General features: G+C 64.9%; 21 protein-coding genes. All 21 read left to right on the top strand.

Features of this window, described 5'->3' with window-relative positions:
- Positions 1-19 precede the first annotated feature (19 nt).
- The 21 genes from proS to QGV54_RS14580 all read left to right on the top strand — a co-directional run bounded on the left by proS (position 20) and on the right by QGV54_RS14580 (position 23,214).
- Complete coding sequence (gene proS, locus QGV54_RS14680; protein ID WP_281016093.1) at positions 20-1,372, top strand: proline--tRNA ligase; 1,353 nt, start codon at positions 20-22, stop codon at positions 1,370-1,372.
- 51 nt (positions 1,373-1,423) lie between these two features.
- On the top strand, positions 1,424-2,671 hold the full coding sequence (locus tag QGV54_RS14675; RefSeq protein WP_281016094.1) for a lipoprotein-releasing ABC transporter permease subunit: 1,248 nt from the start codon (positions 1,424-1,426) through the stop codon (positions 2,669-2,671).
- Positions 2,664-3,350 (top strand): ABC transporter ATP-binding protein, encoded by a 687-nt coding sequence (locus QGV54_RS14670; protein WP_281016095.1) that lies wholly within the window; start codon positions 2,664-2,666, stop codon positions 3,348-3,350. Before QGV54_RS14675 ends, QGV54_RS14670 begins: the two co-directional genes overlap by 8 nt.
- Positions 3,351-3,817: 467 nt before the next feature.
- Positions 3,818-7,285: a DNA polymerase III subunit alpha gene (gene dnaE, locus QGV54_RS14665; RefSeq protein ID WP_281016096.1), complete on the top strand. Its 3,468-nt coding sequence runs from the start codon at positions 3,818-3,820 to the stop codon at positions 7,283-7,285.
- Positions 7,286-7,508: 223 nt separating this feature from the next.
- Positions 7,509-8,363: a 30S ribosomal protein S2 gene (gene rpsB, locus QGV54_RS14660; protein ID WP_281016097.1), complete on the top strand. Its 855-nt coding sequence runs from the start codon at positions 7,509-7,511 to the stop codon at positions 8,361-8,363.
- Positions 8,364-8,416: 53 nt separating this feature from the next.
- Positions 8,417-9,343, top strand: coding sequence for a translation elongation factor Ts (gene tsf, locus QGV54_RS14655; RefSeq protein ID WP_281016098.1), 927 nt, complete (start codon positions 8,417-8,419; stop codon positions 9,341-9,343).
- Positions 9,344-9,480: 137 nt separating this feature from the next.
- Positions 9,481-10,146: a UMP kinase gene (pyrH, locus tag QGV54_RS14650; RefSeq protein WP_348638758.1), complete on the top strand. Its 666-nt coding sequence runs from the start codon at positions 9,481-9,483 to the stop codon at positions 10,144-10,146.
- Positions 10,147-10,190: 44 nt separating this feature from the next.
- The gene (gene frr, locus QGV54_RS14645; protein ID WP_281016100.1) at positions 10,191-10,754 is read left to right on the top strand and encodes a ribosome recycling factor; all 564 of its coding nucleotides are present in this window, start codon (positions 10,191-10,193) and stop codon (positions 10,752-10,754) included.
- Positions 10,755-10,818: 64 nt separating this feature from the next.
- Entirely contained in the window at positions 10,819-11,493 is a 675-nt protein-coding gene (locus QGV54_RS14640) for an isoprenyl transferase (protein ID WP_348638789.1), read from the top strand.
- The gene (locus QGV54_RS14635; RefSeq protein WP_281016102.1) at positions 11,486-12,319 is read left to right on the top strand and encodes a phosphatidate cytidylyltransferase; all 834 of its coding nucleotides are present in this window, start codon (positions 11,486-11,488) and stop codon (positions 12,317-12,319) included. Before QGV54_RS14640 ends, QGV54_RS14635 begins: the two co-directional genes overlap by 8 nt.
- Before the next feature lie 59 nt (positions 12,320-12,378).
- Positions 12,379-13,533: a 1-deoxy-D-xylulose-5-phosphate reductoisomerase gene (gene dxr / locus QGV54_RS14630; RefSeq protein ID WP_348637692.1), complete on the top strand. Its 1,155-nt coding sequence runs from the start codon at positions 12,379-12,381 to the stop codon at positions 13,531-13,533.
- A 46-nt stretch (positions 13,534-13,579) separates the two neighbouring features.
- Positions 13,580-14,695, top strand: a complete 1,116-nt coding sequence (rseP, locus tag QGV54_RS14625; RefSeq protein WP_281016104.1) for an RIP metalloprotease RseP — start codon at positions 13,580-13,582, stop codon at positions 14,693-14,695.
- A gap of 6 nt (positions 14,696-14,701) precedes the next feature.
- On the top strand, positions 14,702-16,987 hold the full coding sequence (gene bamA, locus QGV54_RS14620) for an outer membrane protein assembly factor BamA (protein WP_281016105.1): 2,286 nt from the start codon (positions 14,702-14,704) through the stop codon (positions 16,985-16,987).
- A 107-nt stretch (positions 16,988-17,094) separates the two neighbouring features.
- A complete protein-coding gene (locus QGV54_RS14615; RefSeq protein WP_281016106.1) occupies positions 17,095-17,652 on the top strand; it encodes an OmpH family outer membrane protein in 558 nt (185 codons plus the stop codon).
- Positions 17,652-18,683 (top strand): UDP-3-O-(3-hydroxymyristoyl)glucosamine N-acyltransferase, encoded by a 1,032-nt coding sequence (gene lpxD, locus QGV54_RS14610; protein WP_281016107.1) that lies wholly within the window; start codon positions 17,652-17,654, stop codon positions 18,681-18,683. The genes QGV54_RS14615 and lpxD overlap by 1 nt, the downstream gene beginning before the upstream one ends.
- The gene (gene fabZ / locus QGV54_RS14605; RefSeq protein WP_281016108.1) at positions 18,680-19,162 is read left to right on the top strand and encodes a 3-hydroxyacyl-ACP dehydratase FabZ; all 483 of its coding nucleotides are present in this window, start codon (positions 18,680-18,682) and stop codon (positions 19,160-19,162) included. Before lpxD ends, fabZ begins: the two co-directional genes overlap by 4 nt.
- Entirely contained in the window at positions 19,163-19,969 is an 807-nt protein-coding gene (gene lpxA, locus QGV54_RS14600; RefSeq protein ID WP_281016109.1) for an acyl-ACP--UDP-N-acetylglucosamine O-acyltransferase, read from the top strand.
- A 3-nt stretch (positions 19,970-19,972) separates the two neighbouring features.
- On the top strand, positions 19,973-20,806 hold the full coding sequence (gene lpxI, locus QGV54_RS14595; protein WP_281016110.1) for a UDP-2,3-diacylglucosamine diphosphatase LpxI: 834 nt from the start codon (positions 19,973-19,975) through the stop codon (positions 20,804-20,806).
- Positions 20,803-21,972, top strand: coding sequence for a lipid-A-disaccharide synthase (lpxB, locus tag QGV54_RS14590; protein WP_281016111.1), 1,170 nt, complete (start codon positions 20,803-20,805; stop codon positions 21,970-21,972). Before lpxI ends, lpxB begins: the two co-directional genes overlap by 4 nt.
- 12 nt (positions 21,973-21,984) lie before the next feature.
- Entirely contained in the window at positions 21,985-22,386 is a 402-nt protein-coding gene (gloA, locus tag QGV54_RS14585; RefSeq protein WP_281016112.1) for a lactoylglutathione lyase, read from the top strand.
- Positions 22,387-22,389: 3 nt separating this feature from the next.
- Positions 22,390-23,214: an isocitrate lyase/phosphoenolpyruvate mutase family protein gene (locus QGV54_RS14580; RefSeq protein ID WP_281016113.1), complete on the top strand. Its 825-nt coding sequence runs from the start codon at positions 22,390-22,392 to the stop codon at positions 23,212-23,214.
- The last annotated feature ends 18 nt before the right edge of the window (positions 23,215-23,232 follow it).

The raw sequence follows: 23,232 nt of genomic DNA, 5'->3' as shown, positions 1-23,232 counted from the left end.
CACCAACGGAGTATGGCCCATGCGGCTTTCCGAATTCTTTCTGCCCGTCCTGCGTGAAACCCCGAACGAGGCGCAGATCGCGTCCCACCGGTTCATGCTGCGCGCCGGCATGATCCGCCAGTCCAGCGCGGGGATCTATTCCTGGCTGCCGCTGGGCTACCGGGTGCTGAAGAAGATCGAGGCCATCGTCCGCGACGAGCAGAACCGTACCGGCGCGCACGAGGTGCTGATGCCGACGATCCAGCCCGCCGAACTGTGGCGCGAGTCCGGTCGCTATGACGATTACGGCAAGGAAATGCTGCGCATCAAGGACCGCCACGGGCGGGAGATGCTCTACGGCCCGACGAACGAGGAGCAGATCACGGAGATCTTCCGCGCCGCCGCCAAGTCCTATCGCGATGTGCCGCAGATGCTCTACCACATCCAGTGGAAGTTCCGCGACGAGGTGCGGCCCCGGTTCGGCATCATGCGCGGGCGCGAGTTCCTGATGAAGGACGGCTATTCCTTCGATCTGGACTTCGAGAGCTCGAAACGTGCCTACAACAGGATGTTCGTATCCTACCTGAAGACCTTCGAGCGGATGGGACTGAAGGCCATTCCGATGGCCGCCGATACCGGCCCCATCGGCGGTGACCTGAGCCACGAGTTCATCATCCTGGCGGACACGGGCGAGTCGGAGGTGTTCTGCCATCGCGACCTGATCCGGATGGCGGTGCCCCAGGACGTGGACTATCGCGCCGACCTGCAGCCGATCGTCGATCAATGGACCTCCGTCTATGCCGCCGCCGACGACATGCACGACCCGGACACCTGCCCGGTGGCGGAGGCTGATCTGGTCAGCCAGCGCGGCATCGAGATCGGCCACATCTTCCACTTCGGCAGCAAGTACTCCAAACCCATGGGGTTGAGCGTGACCGGGCCAGACGGCGTGGACAGGGACGTCATCATGGGCTCCTACGGCATCGGCGTGTCCCGGCTGGTCGGTGGCATCATCGAGGCGAGCCATGATGACGACGGGATCATCTGGCCGGACTCGGTGGCACCGTTCCATGTCGGTATCGTCAACCTGAAAGCGGGCGACGCCGATTGCGATGCCATGTGCGCGGACCTGGAACGGAAGTTCCAGAGCGCCGGTCTGGACGTTCTGGTGGACGACACGGGGGAGCGTGCCGGGGCCAAGTTCGCGACCATGGATCTGATCGGCCTGCCCTGGCAGGTGGTGGTCGGTCCCCGTGGCCTGAAGGACGGTCAGGTCGAGGTGAAGCGGCGTTCGGAGGGCGAGCGGCAGGCCCTGGCACCCGACGCGGCGCTGGAACACATCGTTGCGGGCACCATGCTGGACCCGGCGACGACAGGCCTCTTTCCGGGCTGACCGACCGGCTCCGTTCAGGCTGACCCGCAGACGCAGACAGGAAACCGGACCATGTTCAACGCCTTCGAATGGATGATCGCCGTACGGTATCTGCGGGCGCGACGGGCGGAGGGGTTCATCTCCGTCATTGCCTGGTTCTCGCTGGTGGGCATCGCGCTCGGTGTGGCGACCCTGATCATCGTCATGGCGGTGATGAACGGTTTCCGCACCGAACTGGTGGACCGCATCCTGGGGCTGAACGGCCATATCTCGGTCCTGACCTACGAGGAGCCGATCACGGACTTCGAGGTGATGTCGGCCCGCATCGGTGAACTGCCGGGCGTGGTCCAGGCCGCGCCCTATGTCGAGGGGCAGGTCATGATCACCGCCCGGAACGAGGCGCGGGGCGCGCTGGTGCGGGGACTGTCGGTCGCGGATCTGGAGGTGCACAAGGCGCTCTCCACCAACCTGCGCGCCGGGTCCGCCGCTGCGCTGGCCGAACCGGCGACCATCATGATCGGTACCCGGATGGCGGAGCGCTTCGGCCTGAGTGTCGGCGACAAGGTCACTCTGATCTCGCCCAAGGGCACGACGACGGTGATGGGGTTCGTGCCGCGCCTCGCCACCTACCAGGTCGTCGCGCTGTTCGAAGTCGGCATGTACGAATATGACTCCAGCTACATCTTCATGGGCCTGCCGCAGGCGCAGCGCTATTTCCGCACCGGCGATGGCGTGACGGGCATCGAGGTGGTGCTGGACAGCGCCGATGACGCGGCGGCGCGGGCCGGGGACATCTACGGCATGTTCGCGGGCCAGGGAATCCGCGTGGTGGACTGGCAGCGGGCCAACGCGTCCTTCGTTGCCGCCCTGCAGGTGGAGCGGAACGTGATGTTCCTGATCCTGACCCTGATCATCCTGGTGGCCGCCTTCAACATCATCTCCAGCATGATCATGCTGGTGAAGGACAAGGGGCGTGACATCGCAATCCTGCGCACCATGGGCGCGGCGCGGGGGTCGGTGATGCGCGTGTTCCTGATCGCCGGGGCCAGCATCGGGGTCGTCGGCACGCTGGCCGGTTTCGCGCTGGGCGTGGTCTTCTGCCTCAACATCGACGCCATACGGGTGTTCCTGGAAAGCCTGACCGGCACCGTGCTCTGGTCGCCGGAGATCCGCTGGCTGTCGCAGATCCCGGCGCGGATGGAGACGGGAGAGGTGGTCGGCGTGCTGCTGATGGCACTCGGCCTGTCCTTCGTCGCCACCATCTATCCGGCCTGGCGGGCGGCCCGCCTCGATCCGGTAGAGGCGCTGCGCTATGAGTGAGATCGCGCTCAGGCTGGATGGCGTCGGGCGTACCTTCCGTCAGGGGGAACGCGAACTGCGCGTGCTCGACGGGGCCTCGCTGGATGTGCGGCCCGGTGAGATCGTGGCGCTGGTCGGCCCTTCGGGTGCGGGCAAGTCGACCCTGCTGCAGATCGCCGGACTGCTGGAGCGTCCCGATCAGGGCGACGTGCTGATCGCCGGTCAGAGCAGCGCCCGCATGTCGGAGGCGGAGCGGACCGTGACCCGGCGCAGCTCACTCGGCTTCGTCTACCAGTATCACCACCTGCTGCCGGAATTCTCGGCGGTGGAGAACATCATGCTGGCACAGATGATTGCCGGAAAGTCGAAGCCGGTGGCGCGCCAGCGCGCGGCGGAACTGCTGGAGACGCTGGGCATTGCGGAGCGCGCCAGCCATCGTCCGGCACGGCTCTCGGGCGGCGAGCAGCAGCGCGTTGCCATCGCCCGCGCCGTGGCCAACCTGCCCCGCGTGCTGCTGGCGGACGAGCCCACCGGCAACCTGGACCCGAAAACGGCGGACCGGGTGTTCGCGCATCTGATCGAGATCGCCCGGGAGTCGCGCATCGGCGTGCTGCTGGCGACCCACAATCTGGCTCTCGCGGCCAGCATGGACCGGGCCGTGACCCTGGCGGAGGGACGGATCACGGAGGCGGCGCTGTAGTCCATCGGCTGTCTGTTCCATCCCTCTCCCTCTCCGGCCACCCACGGGATCATCCTGAATGGGTGGCCGGGAGGGGGAGAGGGACGGAACAGGCCACACAATCCACATGTTCTCATTTTGTTTGAGAACACATGTTGACTCAAAGAGAACATTGATGGAACATCACCTCCGGCAACGAGATGCAGGAGGTGATGATGGATTGGGTCAAGGACGCGTTTGGACTGGCAACGCTTGTGGGTCTCTGGGGTGCTTTCGCGGCCTGGGGGGAGATCATCAGCACGGTCGTCGGCGGCTGACGGCCGGTCAATCCGTCAACAGTTTTTTCCACAGGAAATTCGGCCTCCCCGGCGGGTGAACCGCGACAGTGGGGCATCAAGCAACGATGATTGGTCCCTGATGCGGGATTCGCTCCGGGCACCGATTCCGGTGTCCGGCCGGTCCCGCGACTTGTCGCTGGGGACCGGACCATGGGTCATGCCGATTTCGTACATCTGAGGCTGCACAGTGCCTACTCCCTGTCCGAGGGGGCGATCCGGTCAAAGGATCTGGCGGTGAAGGCCGCGAAGTTCGGCATGCCCGCTGTCGCGGTGACGGACACCAACAATCTCTTCGGTGCCATGGAATACGGTCCCGCACTGGCGGAGGCGGGGGTGCAGCCGATCATCGGCTGCCAGCTTGCCGTCGCCTTCGGCATGGAGCAGCGACAGGGTTCCGCCCTGCCGCGCCCGCGCCTGGGTTCCGTCGTCCTGCTGGTGCAGGACGCGACCGGCTACGGCAACCTCATGAAGCTGGTTTCCTCCGCCTTCCTCGATACCGATCCCGGTTTCGACACCCATCTGGCGGAGGGGAAGTTCGCGGAGCTGACCGACGGGCTGATCCTGCTGACCGGCGGCGCCTCGGGACCGCTGGGGCGCTTGCTGGCGGACGGGGAGGAGGCAGCGGCGCGGACCTGGCTGCGGCAGATCGCCGGACTGTTTCCGGGCCGCGCCTATGTCGAGCTGCAGCGTCATGGCCTGGCGGCGGAGGATCAGGTCGAGCAGGTGATGATCGACATGGCGATGGCGGAGGATGTGCCGCTGGTCGCGACCAACGACTGCTTCTTCCTCGAACGGGGCATGTATGACGCCCATGACGCCCTGATCTGTGTGGCGGAGGGCGCCTATGTCAGCCAGACGGAACGCCGCCGCCTGACGCCGGAGCATCGGTTCAAGAGTGCCGACGAGATGAAGGCGCTGTTCGCCGATGTGCCGGAGGCGATCAGCAACACGCTGGTGATCGCCCGCCGTTGCGGTTTCATGGCCCCCCGGCGCGACCCGATCCTGCCCCGTTTCCCCACGACGGAGGGGCGCAGCGAGGCGGATGAACTGCGTGCCATGGCCTATGCGGGACTGGATGCGCGCCTCGCCGCCATGGCGGAGAAGGGGATCGTGGTCGAGGAGAAGGTCTACCGGGAACGGCTGGACCTGGAACTCGGCATCATCATCGACATGGATTTCCCCGGCTACTTCCTGATCGTCGCCGACTTCATCCAGTGGACCAAGGGCCAGGGCATTCCGGTGGGGCCGGGGCGCGGTTCCGGTGCCGGGTCGCTGGTGGCCTATGTCCTGACCATTACCGACCTCGATCCCCTGCGCTACGGGCTGCTGTTCGAGCGGTTCCTGAACCCCGAACGCGTGTCCATGCCCGACTTCGACATCGACTTCTGCCAGGACCGGCGGGACGCGGTCATCCGCTACGTGCAGGACAAGTATGGCCATGACCAGGTGGCGCAGATCATCACCTTCGGAAAGCTGCAGGCCCGTGCGGTGCTGCGCGATGTCGGGCGGGTGCTGCAGATGCCCTATGGCCAGGTGGACCGGATTTCCAAGATGGTGCCGAACAATCCGGCCAATCCGGTCACCCTGAAGGAGGCACTGGAGCAGGAACCGGCGCTGAAGGCCGAGTACAGGGACGATGACGCCGTCCGTCATCTGATCGATCAGGCCCTGCAGCTCGAGGGCCTCTATCGCCATGCCTCCACCCATGCGGCGGGTGTGGTGATCGGCGACCGGCGGCTGGACGAGCTGGTGCCGCTCTACCGCGATCCGAAGTCCGACATGCCGGTCACCCAGTTCTCCATGAAGTATGTGGAATCGGCGGGGCTGGTGAAGTTCGACTTCCTGGGCCTGAAGACGCTGACCGTGCTGGACCGCGCCATCGGTCATGTCCGCGATGGCGGGCTGGACATGACTGTCGCAGACATACCGGAGGGTGACGAGGCCACCTTCGCCATGCTGGGGCGGGGCGAGACGGTGGGCGTGTTCCAGTTGGAAAGTTCTGGCATGCGCGACGTGCTGCGCCAGATGAAGCCTGACAAGTTCGAGGACATCATCGCCATCGTTGCCCTCTACCGTCCCGGCCCGATGGACAATATCCCGAAGTACATCGCCACCAAGCACGGGCGGGAGGAACCGGACTACCCGCATCCGATGCTGGAGGCCATCCTGGCCGAGACCTATGGCATTCCCGTCTACCAGGAACAGGTCATGCAGATCGCCCAGGTCATGTCGGGCTACAGCCTGGGCGAGGCTGATCTGCTGCGACGGGCCATGGGCAAGAAGATCAAGGCGGAAATGGACCAGCAGCGGGCCCGTTTCATCGAGGGCGCGCAGCGCAACAACGTCACCGACCGCATCGCCAATTATGTCTTCGAACTGATCGAGAAGTTCGCGGGCTACGGCTTCAACAAGTCCCACGCGGCGGCCTATGCGCTGGTGGCCTGGCAGACCGCCTGGCTGAAGGCCAACCATCCGGCGGCCTTCATGGCTGCGTCGATGACCCTCGACATGGGCAATACGGACAAGCTGGATGTCTTCCGCCAGGAACTGAAGCGGCTGAAGATTCCCATGCTGGCGCCGGACGTGAATGCCTCCGGCGTCGTCTTCGGGGTGGAGCGCGACGCCGACGGGCAGGAACAGGGTATCCGCTATGCCCTGGCCGCAATCAAGAACGTCGGCCGCGACGCCATGGCTGCGATTGTTCACGCGAGGGACGAGGGCGGGCCGTTCAGGGACCTGTTCGATTTCATCACCCGCGTCGAGACCTCCGCCCTGAACAAGCGCCAGCTGGAGAACCTGGCCCGTGCCGGTGCCTTCGACAGTCTGAACGCCAACCGCCGCCAGGTGATCAAGTCACTGGACGTGCTGCTGGGCTATGCGTCGCGGCAGGCGGCGGACAGGGCCAGCGGCCAGATGGGACTGTTCGGCGGCGGTCCCGATGCCGGTTCCGCGGGCGACCGTCCGCCCCTGCCTGACTCCCCGCAGTTCGATGACCTGGAACGCCTGGCCGAGGAGCGGGGGGCCATTGGCTTCTACCTGTCCGGTCACCCCCTCGACGACTATCAGCAGCGCTTGCGGCAGAAGGGGGTCCGGGCGCTGGATCGTCTGCCGGATGCCTTTGCCGAGGGCATGACCTCACTGATGCTGGCGGGCAGCATCTCCGCGCTGCAGGTCCGGCGCTCCGCAAAGGGCCGGGCATTCGCCTTCATCGGCCTGTCCGACCCGTCCGGGGAATGTGAGATCCTGTGCTTCGGCGATGTGCTGAACGAATATCGCGAGAAGCTGCAGGTCGGCTGGAACGGTGTCTTCCGGGTCGAGATCAGGCGCGACCGGGAGGAACCGACCCTGACCCTGCTTGGCGCGGAGGACATCGATGCCTTCGTCGCCGACGCCGCGGCGGGTGCGCGGATCACGCTGGCGCGGCCGGATGCCCTGCCCACCATCCGATCCATCCTGCAGCGCGCCGAGGGTGGACGTGGTCTTGTCCAGCTTACCCTGCGTGACACCGGGGCGATGAGCGAGGTGGCGATGGAACTGCCGGCCGCGTTCCGCATCGACCGTTCGGTGCGGCAATCGCTGAAGTCGATTGGCGGCGTCATCGATGTGGCGGAGATCTGAGGCGCGCATTCCGGCCACCGCTGCTGATTTCGTGCGCAAGCCCCGGATATCCGCCCGTTGCGGGGTTGCAAGTGGGGCCAAGGGGCTGTATGACCCGCCCCATCACGCACGCAGGATTTGGGACAGCGGAGAGAAAGCCCCGTCTGCCCTTCCGGTGTTCGGCCCCTGACGGGTCGGATCACAGTCCTGCGGAGGCACAACCGGAAACAAAGGAAATCGGTTCATGGCTCTGCCAGACGTTTCGATGCGCCATCTGCTGGAAGCAGGCGCCCACTTCGGTCATCAGACCCACCGCTGGAACCCCCGCATGGAGCCGTATATCTTCGGCGCCCGCAACGGTATCCACATTGTCGATCTTTCCCAGACCGCCCCGCTGCTGCACCAGGCCCTGAAGGTCGTGCGCGACGCGGTTGCGTCCGGTGGCCGTGTGCTGTTCGTCGGCACCAAGCGCCAGGCATCCGGCCCGGTGGCCGAAGCCGCGAAGCGCTGCGCCCAGTTCTACATGAACCATCGCTGGCTCGGCGGCACACTGACCAACTGGAAGACCGTTTCCAACTCCATCCGCCGCCTGCGGGAGCTGGAGGAACTGCTGGTTCAGGAACAGACGGGCCTGACCAAGAAGGAAACCCTGCAGCTGACGCGGGAGCGTGACAAGCTGGACATGGCCCTGGGCGGCATCAAGGAAATGGGCGGCCTGCCGGACGTCATGATCGTCATCGACACCGGCAAGGAGAAGATCGCCGTGGCCGAGGCCCGCAAGCTGGGCATTCCGGTCATTGGCATCTGCGACACCAACGCCGATCCGACCGTCATCGACCACCCGATCCCGGCCAACGACGATGCGCTGCGCGCCATCAACCTCTACTGCGACCTGTTCAGCCAGGCGGTGCTTGATGGCATCCAGGCGGAAATGGGTGCGGCGGATGAGGACATCGGTGCCCTGGAGCAGCCGATCGAGGAGCCGGTGATTGCCGCCGAGGAAGCGGAAGCCGCTGCCGAAGCTGCACCTGCGGCTGCCGAGGAGGCCCCGGCCGCCGAAGCTGGTGCCGAAGAGGCTGGCGAGGCTCCGAAGGCCTGAGCCTTTCCGGGTTCGGGATTGATGCGAAATATCTGACGAGAAGAGGGCGAGTAATGGCTCAGATCACGGCAGCGCTGGTCAAGGAACTGCGCGAGAAGACCGGCGGCGGCATGATGGACTGCAAGAAGGCGCTGGCGGAAAACGATGGCGACATCGAGGCGGCAGTGGACTGGCTGCGCAAGAAGGGCCTTGCCGCGGCGGCCAAGAAGGCAGGCCGTACTGCGGCCGAAGGTCTGGTTGGCGTTGTTACCGACGGCAAGCAGGGCGCGATGATCGAACTCAATTCCGAGACCGATTTCGTGGCCCGCAACGACAGGTTCCAGAATCTGGTGAGCACGATTGCCGGTATCGCGCTGGCGAACAATGGTGATCTGGATGCGGTCAATGCAGCGGACTTTCCCGGTTCGGGGCGGACCGTTGCGGAGGAACTGACCAACGCCATCGCCACCATCGGTGAGAACATGTCGCTGCGCCGGGCCGATTGCATCTCGGTCAGCGAAGGTGTGGTCTGCAGCTATGTGCACAACGCCACCGCGCCGGGTCTGGGCAAGATCGGTATCCTGGTCGGCCTGGAAGGCTCCGGTGATGCAGGGAAGCTGGAGGCCTTCGGTCGCCAGGTTGCGATGCATGTCGCCGCCGCCAACCCGCAGTCCATCGACGTTGCCGATCTGGACCAGAGCCTGGTCGAGCGCGAGCGCTCGGTCCTGCGGGAGCAGGCACTGGCCTCCGGCAAGCCCGCCGAGATCGTCGACAAGATGATCGAGGGCCGTCTGCGCAAGTACTATCAGGAAGTGGTGCTGCTGGAGCAGGCCTTCGTGATCGACCCGGACCAGACCGTGAAGAAGGCCCTGGCCGACGCGGCGAAGGATGCGGGCGGCACGATCACGATCACCGCGATCCGGCGCTTTGCGCTGGGCGAGGGCATCGAGAAGGCCGAATCGGACTTCGCTGCCGAGGTCGCTGCCGCAACCGGCAACTGATCGACGGCAGGATATCAGGTTGGATGAGGGGGCGGGTCATGCCGCCCCCGATCCCGCCGGAAAACAGGGAGCCTTGAACCATGCCGGATACATCTGGTCACCGCAGGGTGATGCTCAAATGTTCTGGCGAGGCCCTGATGGGCGATACCGCATTCGGTATCGACTTTCCTACTCTCAACCGCATTGCCGGTGATATTGCCGACACGGTCCGCGCCGGCACCGGAATGGCCATCGTTGTCGGTGGGGGCAACCTGTTCCGTGGCGTGAAGACCGCTGCGGCGGGCATGGACCGGGCCAGCGCCGATCACATGGGCATGCTGGCAACGGTGATGAACGGACTGGCACTGGCGGATGCGTTGCGCGCGGCAGGGCTGGTCGCACATGCCTGGTCGGCCATTCCGATGCCGACGGTCTGCCGCCCCTATGTGCGCGATGACGCGCTTGCCGCCCTTGACCGCGGGGAAGTGGTGATCTGCGTCGGTGGCACCGGCAACCCCTTCTTCACGACGGATACGGCAGCGGCGCTGCGGGCGGCGGAGCTGAAATGCGATCTGATCGCCAAGGCGACCCAGGTGGATGGCGTCTACAGCGCCGACCCGAAGAAGGACCCGTCCGCGACACGCTACGACCGGCTGACCTTCGACGAGGCACTGGCGAAGGATCTCCAGGTCATGGACACTGCAGCCTTTGCACTTGCGCGGGAGAACCATATTCCAGTCATGGTTTTCGCGCTTGATGGCGAAGGCGGTATCGCGGAGGCTCTGACCGGGAGTGGCCGTTCCACGATAGTCGATAACGGATAGAGGCCGCACGACAGGCCGGACGAAAGCAGGGCAGGTACAGGGCAATGGCAGATTCGGAAATTGATCTCGACGACCTCACGCGGCGCATGAATGGCGCGGTGGAGGCCCTGAAGAAGGACTTCACCGGTCTCCGCACCGGGCGCGCATCGGCTTCACTGCTGGATGGCGTGGTCGTCAATGTCTATGGCAGCGACATGCCCCTGAACCAGATCGGCACCGTCAACGTGCCGGAATCGCGGCTGATCTCGGTCCAGATCTGGGACCGCAACAATGTCGGTGCGGCGGAGAAGGCGATTCGCAACTCCGGCCTGGGACTGAACCCGGCCACCGAAGGCAGCACGATCCGCGTGCCCATTCCGGAACTGACCGAAGAACGTCGCCGGGACCTGACCAAGGTCGCCGGGCAGTACGCGGAGCAGGGCCGTATTGCGGTGCGCAATATCCGTCGTCACGCGATGGACGAACTGAAGCGGCTGGAGAAGGCCGGCGAGATGAGCCAGGACGACCAGCGGCTCTACTCCGAGGAGGTACAGTCGGAAACCGACCGGACGATCAAGGAGATCGACGAGGTGCTGGAGGTCAAGCAGCAGGAAATCATGCAGGTCTGATCACGTGTCCAATCCCGACCCCCTGACAGCCTCCACGACCCTGCCGCGTCATGTGGCCATCATCATGGATGGCAACGGACGCTGGGCGAAGGCGCGTGGCCTGCCGCATGTGGCCGGCCACCGGAAGGGGGCGGACGCGGTGCGGGCGACGGTGCGCGCGGCACGGGAACTCGGCCTGCCCTATCTGACACTCTTCGCCTTCTCCTCCGAGAACTGGCGTCGTCCGGCGGATGAAGTCCGCGACCTGATGTCCCTGCTGAAACTCTATCTGCGGCGCGAGATTGCGGACCTTCACCGGAACGGCATCCGCGTCCGTTTCATTGGTGACCGGAACGGACTTTCCGGCGACATCTGTGCGCTGATGGAGCAGGCGGAGGAAACCACGCGGTCAAACGCTGCGCTGACGCTGATCATTGCGTTGAACTATGGCGGTCAGGGGGAGATCGTGCGCGCGGCGCGGCGGCTGGCGACCGAGGTCGCGGCGGGCAGGCTTGATCCGTCCGACATTGACGAGGCTGCGGTGTCCCGGCATCTGGACCTTCCCGATGTCCCGGCCCCTGATCTGCTGATCCGCACCAGCGGCGAACAGCGGCTTTCGAACTTCCTGCTCTGGCAGGCGGCCTATTCGGAACTTGTTTTCGACGACACGCTCTGGCCCGATTTCGGGCTGGAGCAGTTGCAGCAGGCCGTCGAGATCTTCGGGCAGCGTGAGCGGCGCTTTGGCGGACGCAGTGGCTGACAGTGACCTGCGCCTAGGTGCCCGGATCGGGTCTGCACTGGTTCTTGGCACGATTGTCATCCTGGCGGCGCTCGCCGGGGGTGTCTGGTTCAATGTCGTGCTGGTCATCGCAGGCAGCGTCGCGGCCTTCGAGTGGTCGCGGGTGACCGCGACCGCCGACGCCAGGGCCACTGCCGGACGGTTCCCGCTCGCCATGGCCATCGGACTGCTTGGTGGCGTTGCCGCGATCGCGCTGCTGGACCTCGGAACCACCATTGGAATCGCGCTCTCTGCCGTGGTTGTCTCGACAGTGCTGGCCGGACTGGCGGCATGGTTCGCAGGCGGGCGGGCGATCTGGACAATGCTCGGCGTCGCGGTGATCTGCGGGGCCATGCTTGCGCTGCTGATGCTTCGCCAGTGGGGGGCGTGGCCGCTGATCTGGCTGCTAGCCTGTGTCTGGGCCAGCGACATTGGCGCGCTGGCGGCGGGGCGGACCTTTCAGGGGCCGCGCATCTGGGTTCGCGTCAGTCCGAACAAGCGCTGGTCGGGTGCTGCCGGGGGCGTGGTGGCTGCGGCCGTGACGTCCGTGGCGATCGGGCTCGGGTCCGGCATGGGGGGGGACACGGAGGACCTGTCCGTGACGGCCCTTCTGTCCGGTGGTGTGCTGGTCTCCGTCGTCGCACAATGCGGCGATCTGGCAGAGTCTGCATGGAAACGTCATTTCGGCGTGAAGGATTCGGGTACTATCATTCCCGGACACGGTGGAATCATCGACCGGGTCGATGGTCTGGTGGCGGCGGCAATCATGCTGGCGCTGATGCCGGATGTGATGGGATTTGCTGCATGAGCGCCACAGCCGGTATCGCGAGCCTGCCGCATCCGAACCGCGACGCGGCCATCGCCGCCATCGGGCCGCAGAAGTCGGTGACGATCCTGGGCGCCACCGGGTCCATCGGCCTGAACACGCTGGACCTTGTTTCACGCCATCCGGACAGGTTCCGTATCGACGCCCTGACCGCCAATACCAATGTTGGCGACCTAGCCGCACTGGCGCGACAGCATGGTGCCCGGCTGGCGGTCATCGCGGACCCGGCGCTGTATGGCGACCTCCGGGATGCCCTGGCAGGCAGCGGGATCGAGGCGGCGGCAGGGCCGGAGGCACTGGTGGAGGCGGCTGCGGGCCTGTCCGACTTCGTCATGGCCGGGATTGTCGGTGCGGCAGGGCTTGCGCCCACGCTGGCCGCGATCCGGCGGGGGGCCGACGTCGGACTGGCAAACAAGGAATGTCTGGTCTGTGCAGGCGATATCGTGATGCGCGATGTCCGGCGCTTCGGCGGAACGCTGCTGCCGGTGGATTCCGAGCACAATGCGATCTTCCAGGTCTTTGACCGTGACCGCGCCCAGGCCGTCAGACGCATCGTGCTGACCGCTTCGGGGGGACCGTTCCTTGATTTCGGGATGGAACAGATGACGGATGTCACACCGGCGCAGGCCGTGGCGCATCCCAACTGGTCGATGGGTGCCAAGATCTCCGTCGATTCCGCCACGATGATGAACAAGGGCCTGGAGATGATTGAGGCCTGGCACCTGTTCCCCGTCGCCGACCATCAGATCGACGTGTTGGTGCATCCGCAGTCGGTGATCCATTCGATGGTCGAATATGTCGATGGCTCGACACTGGCCCAGCTTGGCAGCCCCGACATGCGCACGCCGATCGCGTCCTGCCTGGCCTGGCCGGAGCGGATCGCCGCGCCGTCGCCGCGCCTTGATCTGGCCACACTCGGCCAGCTTACTTTCCAGGCACCGGACCCCGTCCGATTCCCGGCGCTGCGACTGGCGCGGGCCGCCATGGAGGCGGGCAAGGGGGCACCCACGGTGCTGAATGCGGCGAATGAGGTGACGGTCGCCGCATTCCTGGCGGGCCGGATCGGGTTTCTTCGCATTGCGGAGCTTGTCGAAACCGCTCTGGAAATGATTGATTCAGGTGCGCCTGATACGATTGAGGCCGTCATGGCACTGGATGCGGAGACACGTGTCCGGACGGCTGCCCTGCTGGGCTGATGTGGCCGGCATGGCGCTGTACAACTGATCCTGCAAGGGAACCTGCATGTTTCTGATCGACTACATCCTGCCGTTCCTCGCCGTCCTGACGGTGCTGGTTTTCGTTCACGAGATGGGTCACTACCTCGTTGCCCGCTGGTGTGGCGTCGGGGTCGAGGCCTTCTCGGTCGGTTTCGGTCGGGAGCTGTTCGGCTGGTATGACCGTCGCGGCACACGCTGGAAGGTCTCGATGATCCCCTTCGGCGGCTATGTGAAGTTCCGCGGTGACAGCGGCGCGGCAAGCACCCCCGACCATGCCGGCAACCTGCACGACGATGATCCGGAGAATTTCCACAACAAGCCGCTGGCGAAGCGTGCCGCGGTCGTCGTTGCCGGCCCCCTGGCCAACTTCCTGCTGGCGATCGTCATCTTCGCGGGCATGTTCACGGTCTGGGGCCAGCCCTTCACGACCGCGATGGTATCCGATGTCGTGGCTGACAGTGCGGCGGCTGAGGCCGGACTGCAGCCCGGTGACCTGATCGTCAGTGCAGGTGGCGAGGAGGTTGTCTCGTTCGAGGATCTGCGCCGCATCGTGTCGCTGAACCTGGACCGGCCGCTGCCCCTGACCGTGGAACGCGACGGCGCGCTGATCGACCTGGATGCACAGCCGCGTGTGGTCGTGATCCAGGACCAGTTCGGCAATGACAGCAAGGTCGGCATGCTGGGCGTGCGGGCGATGGAGCGTGGCTGGCGCGAGCTTGGTGTCGGCAGTGCCCTGGTCGAGGCGGTGCGCCAGACCTGGGTGATCACCAGCAGTACCCTGTCCGCGGTCGGTGACATGATCACCGGTCATCGCTCGGTGGAGGAACTGCGCGGACCGGCCGGTATTGCGGAGATTTCAGGACAGGCGGCCAGCTTCGGCATCGCCTCCCTGATCAATATCGCGGCCTTCCTTTCGATAAGCCTCGGTCTCATCAACCTGTTTCCGATCCCGATGCTGGACGGCGGCCATCTATTGTTCTATGCCGTCGAGGCAGTACGGGGGCGTCCGCTGGGTGAAACGACTCAGGAAATCGGCTACCGTCTGGGCTTCGCCATGGTTATCGGCCTGATGCTCGTGGCGACGTTCAACGACATCGACCGTTTCGGTGTGGTTGATTTCATGAAGGGTCTGTTTTCCTGATACCCGGTGACGGGTCAGACCGGAGATAGAGGGTTCCACGGCGTGTCGCGACGGCTGATCCTGATTACTGTGCTGGCCTGGCTGTTGCCGTTCGTCGCGAACGCGCAGCTTATCCAGGATATTGTCGTCGAGGGTAACCAGCGGATCGAGGCCGAGACCGTACGCTCCTACATGCAGCTGGAGCCGGGCAGCCCGTTCGAGGCATCCCGTCTGGACCGCGCCCTGAAGACACTCTACGGCACCGGCCTTTTCGCCGACGTGAACCTGCGGCGCCAGGGCAATGCCCTGATCGTGACCGTCGTCGAGAACCCGGTAATCAACCAGCTTGTTTTCGAAGGCAACAAGCTGCTGAAGGACGACCTGCTCGCCTCGGAAGTGCAGCTGCGGTCACGGGTGGTCTATACCCGCGCGCGGGTGCAGAGCGACGTGCAGCGCTTGCTGCAGATCTATCGCGCCAGCGGCCGTTTCGCCGCGACCATCGAGCCAAAGATCATCCAGTTGCAGCAGAACCGGATCAACCTGGTCTTCGAGATCAATGAGGGCGATCCGACCGAAATCAGTGCCATCCGGTTCCTCGGCAACACGGTCTTCGATGACGACGACCTGCGCTCGGTCATCGCCACCAGCGAGAGCGCCTGGTGGAATTTCCTGAGTTCGACAGACGTCTATGACCCGGACATCGTCGCGCTGGACCGCGACCGTCTGCGGCAGCATTACCTGGAGCATGGCTACGTCGATTTCCGTGTCGTCTCGGCGGTGGCCGAACTGACCCGTGACCGGGAGGACTTCTTCATCACCTTCACGGTGGAGGAGGGGGAGCAGTACCGTTTCGGCAACGTCGATCTGAAGGCCGATGTGAAGGACGTGGATCCGAAGGAACTGCGCAAGGCCATCACCGACGAGACCGGCGAGGTCTACAATGGCACGCAGGTCGAGAAGTCCATCAAGGACATCCAGTTCCAGCTTGGCCGCAAGGGCTTTGCATTTGTCGATGTACGGCCCCGCACCGAGCGTGACCGCGAGAAGCGGACCGTCGACATCACCTATGAGGTTCGTGAAGGTCCGCGGGTCTATGTCGAACGGGTGGATATCGAGGGCAATACCAGAACGCTGGACGAGGTGGTGCGCCGCGAGGTGCAGCTGATCGAGGGTGATGCCTTCGATACCGCGAAGATCAGCCGTTCCAACCGCCGCATCCGGGCGCTGGGCTTCTTCAAGACCAATGACATCACGCCGGAACAGGGATCAGCCCCCGACAAGGCGATCCTGAAGGTGAAGGTCGAGGAACAGCCGACCGGTGAACTGTCTGTCGGTGCCGGCTTCTCCACCACGGAGGCCGTGATCGGTGATGTCTCGATCAGTGAACGCAACCTGCTGGGACGGGGGCAGAACCTGCGGCTTTCCTTCTCCCTGTCCCTGCGTCGGCGTGAAGTCGATCTGAGCTTCACCGAACCCTATTTCCTGGACATGCCGATCGCCGCGGGTATCGACATCTTCAACACCAACATCGACTTCCAGGACGAGTCATCTTTCGACCAGAGCACCTCCGGCGGGCGCCTCAGGACCGGTTTCTCGCTGTCCGAAGCGCTGCGGATGAGCCTGAATTACCAGCTGCGCCGCGACAACATCAAGAACGTGGGCAACACCGCGTCGCTGTTCATTCAGCAGCAGCAGGGCGTCTCCGTCACCAGTTCGCTGGGGTACGAGCTGAAGCTGGATCTGACGGATGATCCGATCACGCCGCACGACGGCTCCCTGTCGACGTTCGGTCAGGAACTCGCGGGCTTCGGTGGTACGGTGCGCGACCTGCGGACCCAGGCACGGCACACGCAGTTCTTCCCCGTGTCGGAAGAATGGACACTGTCGCAGACGGTCCGCGGTGGCGCGGTCTTCGGTATCGCGAAGGATGTCCGCATCAATCGCCGCTTCTTCGTTGGCGGGGACACGCTGCGCGGTTTCGCGGCCAGTGGTATCGGTCCCCGCGACGTGGCAACGCGTGACGCGCTTGGCGGTGAGTTCTTCGTCACCGGCTCGACGGAGCTGACCTTCCCGCTTGGCCTGCCCGATGAACTGGGCATGTCGGGCCGGTTCTTCAGCGACTATGGCTCCGCGTTCGGTGTCGTTGCCAATGGCGGTGTCGAGGATGATCCTTCGCTCCGCCTGGCGGTTGGTGTCGGTGTGACCTGGCGCTCGCCGTTCGGGCCGTTGCTGTTCGACGTGGCCCGCGCGATCCTGCGCAACGATCTCGATGAAACGGAAGCCTTCCGCTTCAGCTTCGGTACACGCTTCTGACGCTCTCCGGTTGCCGCCGGTTGGTAACCTGTGCTGTAACCAATATCTGGTTTCTGCCGTGAGAATCATTGGTTCCCCTGCGAACGAGTAGAATTGAGGAAACATCCATGCGTGCCATCTGGCTTGCCGCGATCTGTATCTCGCTCATGACGCTTGGCGGTCATCAGGCCGCCCGGGCGCAGTCGATGCCGCCGCCGATCATCGCGACGATGGATTCGCAGCAGATCCTGCGTGAATCCAAGGCCGCAATCAGCATCGCGAACCAGATCAAGGGCTACATGGACAGCCTGCAGCAGCTTATCCAGGCAGAGGACAAGGCGCTGAAGGCACGGCAGGACGAATTGCGCCAGCAGGCTGCCATTCTGTCCCCCGACGCCGTCGAGCAGCGCAAGAACGAACTGCAGAAGAGCTATACCGACGCGCAGCGCATGGTGCAGGACCGTCGCCAGTCCATCGGCCAGACCCAGCAGCAGGCGGTCGAGGTGCTGAAGGGGCAGATCCTGGGCATCATCGAGGAACTGGAGCGGGAACGGGGCTTCAATCTGGTTCTGGACCGCAACAGCATCAGCTGGACCAATGGCGCCCTGGACATCACCAAGGAAATCATCACGCGGCTGAACCAGCGGCTTCCGTCGGTCAAGGTCGGGCGGCCTGAAGGTTTCTGATGCCTGACGCGCGGTTCCATCGACGGCTCGGGCCGTTCACGCTTGGCGATCTGGCGCAGAAGACAGGCCTGTTCAAAGTACCTGAGGGTGTGGACCCGTCGATGCAGATCCGTGATGCCTTGCCGCTGGAGCAGGCGGGCGACGGTGATCTGAGCTTCCTCGACAACCGCAAGTATCTGCCGGCCCTCACCGAGACAAGGGCGCAGTTCTGCGTGATCACACCGGAACTCGCCGACCGCGCGCCGGCAGGCACGATCGTCCTGCCGACACCGCATCCCTATCTGGCCTTTGCCATGGTGTCCCAGGCGCTCTATCCCGGTCCTGAACCGGATGGCGTCATTCACCCCACCGCCTTCATCGACGACACCGCAGTCGTGGGCGATGGCGTCTCGGCCGCCCCCCACGCCGTTGTGGGGGCAGGTGCGGAGATCGGTGACGGGGTCGTCCTTGGCGCCAATGTCACGGTTGGTCCGGGCGTCGTTATCGGTGCAGGCAGCCGTATCGACGCCAATGCCTCGCTGGAGACCTGCATCCTGGGCGCGCGCGTGCATGTGCAGTCCGGGGCGCGGATCGGACCGGGGGGATTCGGGTTCGCGCCGCATCCGCAGCGTCACGTCGCGGTGCCCCAGGTGGGGCGGGTGCTGATCGGCGATGACTGCCACATCGGCGCGAACGTCTGTGTCGCCTCCGGTTCCGGCCATGACACGAAGATCGGCAGCAATGTGTGGATCGATAATCTGGTGCAGATCGCGCACAATGTCGAAATCGGAGACGGTTCGATCATTGTGGCGCAAGTTGGGATTGCCGGTTCAAGCAAGCTCGGCCAGTTTGTGCAGGTAGGTGGTCAGGCAGGTATTTCAGGCCACGTGAAGATCGGCAATGGCGTGAAGATCGGTGCGCTTTCCGGCGTGATGAATGACCAGCCTGACGGTGCCGCGGTTCTGGGGCAGCCCGCGATGCCGGTAAGGGAGTTCTGGCGCCAGCTCGCCGCCATTCGGCGGCTGGGCACGAAGAAGGGGACGGATACATGACGGACACGGATGCGACCATCGTGGATGACATGGCTGGCCCGGTTGATATCAACCGGATCATGCAGATGATCCCCCACCGCTACCCGATGCTGATGGTTGATCGTGTCGTGGACATCCAGCCGAACCACAGTGCGGTCGGCATCAAGAACGTGACCATCAACGAACCGCACTTCGTCGGCCATTTTCCGGTCAAGCCGGTGATGCCGGGTGTGCTGATCATCGAGTGCATGGCGCAGACTTCTGCCGTGCTGTTCGCGCGCACGCTGGGCAAGGGGATGGAGGGCAAGGTGGTCTATTTCATGACCATCGACAATTGCCGCTTCCGCCGGCCGGTGGAGCCGGGCGACCAGTTGCGGGTGCATGTCGAGAAGCTGCGCGGGCGCGGCGACATGATCTGGAAGATGCATGGCAAGGGCTATGTCGATGACAAGGTGGTGGCCGAGGCCGACTTTGCCGCCATGATCCAGGAAAAGCTCTGAATGGCCGAAATTCACCCCACTGCGGTTGTCAGTGATGACGTGACGCTGGGCGAAGGTGTCCGCATCGGTCCCTTCTGCGTGGTTGAAGGCGACATCACCCTGGATGACGGGGTGGAACTGGTCTCCCATGTGGCACTCGCGGGGCGCAGCCGCATCGGCGCACGGACCCGGGTGTTCCCCTTCGCCTCCATCGGCCACCCGCCGCAGGACACCAAGTACAAGGGCGAGCTATCACGGCTGGAGATCGGGCAGGACTGCACGATCCGCGAACATGTGACGGTCAATCCCGGCACCGAGGGTGGTGGCATGCTGACCACGGTCGGCAATGGCTGTCTGCTGATGACCGGGGCCCATATCGCGCATGACTGCCAGGTGGGGAATCACGTCATCATCGTGAACAACGTGCTGCTGGGCGGACACGTGGAAGTCGATGACTGGGCCATCGTGGGCGGCATGACGGCGGTGCACCAGTTCGTGAAGATCGGCAAGCACGCCATGGTGGGGGGCGCGTCGGCGCTCGGCACCAGCGTGATTCCCTACGGTCTGGCACGGGGCAACCTGGCGCGGCTGGACGGGCTGAACCTGGTTGGTCTGAAGCGGCGCAACTTCAGCCGCGACGAGATCAGCACGCTGCGCCGTGCCTATCGCTTCCTGTTCGGGCCGGAGGGCACGATGGAAGAGAAGGTCGCGGATGCGGAGAAGCTCTTCGAGGGGGAAGCCGGTGTCGACGACATCATCGGCTTCATGAAGGCCAATTCCTCCCGCGGTCTCTGCACGCCCCGCAAGGATGCGGCGGCGGCGCAGTAAGCCATGACCGAGCTGCCCAAACGGCTGGGCATCATTGCCGGTGCCGGTGACGTGCCGGGGGATGTTGCGGCGGCGGCGGAAACCATGGGCGTCGGCGTGCATGTGCTGGCCTTTGACGGGTTCACCGAACCTGATCTGCTGGCACGCTACCCCCATGACTTCATCCAGTTCGACCGGGTCGGTGACATCCTCGCCGCCCTGAAGCGCGGTGGCTGCGACAGTGTCTGCATGGTGGGCAAGGTCGCGCGACCGGACTTCTCCAAGCTGCGCCCCGACCTGGCAGGCATCAGTCTGCTGCCGAAGGTGATCGCCGCAGCCCGGAAAGGCGACGACGCGCTGCTGCAGGTGCTGGTCGGCTATTTCCAGAAGAAGGGGTTCCGCGTTGTCGGCGCCCACGAGATCAAGGGCGACGTGCTGGTGCAGGAAGGCCCGCTCGGGTCGGTGCTGCCGGATGATGCGGCGCGGCAGGACATTGCCCGTGCAGTCGTCGTCGTGGAGGCTCTGGGGGCCCTGGACATCGGTCAGGGTGCCGTGGTGCGCGACGGGCTGGTCCTGGCCGTGGAGGCCGCTGAGGGTACCGACAGGATGCTCGAACGCTGTGTCGATCTGGTCAAGGGCACGGGTGGTGTGCTGGTGAAGCTGACCAAGCCGGGGCAGGATCACCGGGTGGACATGCCGACCATCGGTCGGGAGACGGTGCGCCGGGCCGCCGCCGCCGGACTGAGCGGTATCGCCGTGGAAGCGGGGGCGGCGATGATCGTGGACCGCGCCGGAACCGTCGCCGATGCCGACGCGGCCGGCCTGTTCATCACCGGCATCAACCGCGAGACCCCATGAGCGTGCAGCAGTCGCCGGGCCGGACGATCATGCTGGTGGCGGGGGAACCATCTGGTGACGTGCTGGGCGCGCGTCTGATGCGGGCGCTGCGTGACCAGTCGGGCGGAACGGTGCGCTTCGTCGGCGTAGGTGGGGACGAGATGGCGCGGGAGGGGCTGCAGAGCCTGTTCCCGATCACCATCCTTTCCGTCATGGGACTGTTCGAGGTCCTGCCGCGTGCGCTGGCCATCCGCCGCAGGCTGAAGCAGACGGAGGCCCTGGTGCGGCAGGTGCAGCCCGATTGCCTGATCACGATCGATTCGCCCGGCTTCAATCGTCGGCTCGTGCAGGCGGTACAGGACATGGACCTGCTGAAGATCCATTACGTCGCGCCCTCTGTCTGGGCCTACAAGCCGAAGCGGGCGGTGCACATGGCGCGGCTCTATGACCATCTGCTGACCCTTCTGCCCTTCGAGCCGCCCCTGTTCGAGCGGGAGGGACTGCCGTCCTCCTTCGTCGGGCATCCGGCGATCGAGGCGGAGCGCAATTATGCCGGTGACCCCCGTGCTTTCCGCAGCAATCTGGGCATTCCTTCGCACGCGCCGGTCGCGGCGGTGCTGTTCGGCAGCCGGATGGGTGAATTGCGCCGGATGGGGCCGATCTTCATCGATGGCCTGCGCCGGGCCATGGTTCAGGTTCCGAACCTGGTCGTGGTCGCGCCGACGCTGCCGCATCTGAAACCGGCGGTGGAACGGATGCTGGGGGACCTGAAGGCCCCTGTGCACGTCGTCGGCCCGGATCTGAAGATGGACGCGTTCCACGCCGCCGACGTGGCACTGGCCGCTTCAGGCACGGTCGCGCTGGAACTCTCGCTCGCCGGTACCCCGTCGGTCGTCGCCTATCGGCTGAACGGCCTGACGGCCGCCATCGCCAAGCGCCTGATCAGGATCCGCTGGGCGAGCCTGACCAACATCCTGCTGGACCGGGAGGTGGTGCCGGAACTGATCCAGGAACGCTGTCGCGCGGACCAGATCGCGCCGCACGTCGTTGCCCTTTTGAGCGACAGCACCCATCGTGATGCCCAGGCTGAGGCCGGGCGGCTGGTTGCCGACATGCTGCGTCCCCCGGGGGAATGGCCTTCGGAAAAGGCCGCCCGCGTGGTACTGAAACTGACAGACAGGAACTGAGGAGGGAACGTCATGGAAGGCGCACGGCTGCTGCACACCATGATCCGGGTGAAGGATCTCGACAAGTCGCTGGATTTCTATGTCCGGCTGCTGGGCATGAACGAACTGCGCAAGACGGATTTCCCCACCGGCGAGTTCACCCTGGCCTTCGTCGGCTACGGGGAGGAGAAGAACAGCACGGTGATCGAACTGACCCACAACTGGGGTCAGGAAGAGCCCTATGACCTGGGTTCCGGCTTCGGGCATCTGGCCATCGGCGTGCCGGACATCTATGCCACCTGCAGCGAGCTGGAGAAGGCAGGCGTGCCCATTCCGCGCCCGCCGGGACCGATGAAGCACGGCGGCTCCGTCATTGCCTTCATCGAGGATCCGGATGGCTACAAGATCGAGCTGATCGAACGGAAGCAGGGCTGAACCATGACCGCAGGCCCCGCCAAGTCCTTCGCCGACCTGCATCGGGGTGACAGGCCATTCGTCATGCCGAATCCGTGGGACCGGGGGTCCGCCCGGATCCTGCAGAGCATGGGTTTCAGCGCCCTGGCCACCACCAGTGCCGGGTTTGCCTTCTCCATCGGACGGCGCGATGCGGAGGGCGGCGTTTCCCGCAAGGAGGCGATCAGGCACGCGGCGGAAATCGTGCAGGCAACGCATCTGCCGGTGAACGGCGATCTGGAGAACGGTTTCGGCACCAGCCCGGAAGCCTGTGCGGAGACGATCCGGCAGGCGCTGGCCGCCGGACTTGCGGGATGTTCCATCGAGGATACGACCGCGGATCTCAGCGCCCCGATTGTCGACTTCAATCTGGCTGTCGAGCGCATTGCGGCCGCCGCGGAGGTCGTGCGCCAGTCCGGCAAGCCCTTCGTGCTGACCGCGCGGGCGGAGAACTTTCTCTACGGTCGGCGGGACATGGACGAAACCCTGCGCCGCCTCAATGCCTTCGCCGACGCCGGTGCCGATGTGCTCTATGCACCGGGCCTGCGCAAGATCGAACTGGTGCGGGAGGTCTGCCAGGGCGTTTCCCGACCGGTCAATGTGCTGGCGACTGCCGGTCTGACCGTGGCGCAGATCGCCGACGCCGGGGCGAAGCGGATCAGCCTGGGTGGCGCCTTCGCGCTCGCCGCCATTCGCGGCCTGATGCGGGCGGCGACCGAGGTGCAGGAGAAGGGCACCTTCAGCTTCGCGGCAGAGACACCGGGGTCCGCAGATATCAACGCCATGATGCTGGGCCGCGACGAGGCATAGGCCGGTCCGCGGGTCCCG

Origin of the sequence: Minwuia sp. IMCC3060 (assembly GCF_029909435.1) — a bacterium.
Lineage (GTDB): Bacteria > Pseudomonadota > Alphaproteobacteria > Minwuiales > Minwuiaceae > Minwuia.
This window is presented reverse-complemented; position numbering and strand designations above follow the sequence as displayed.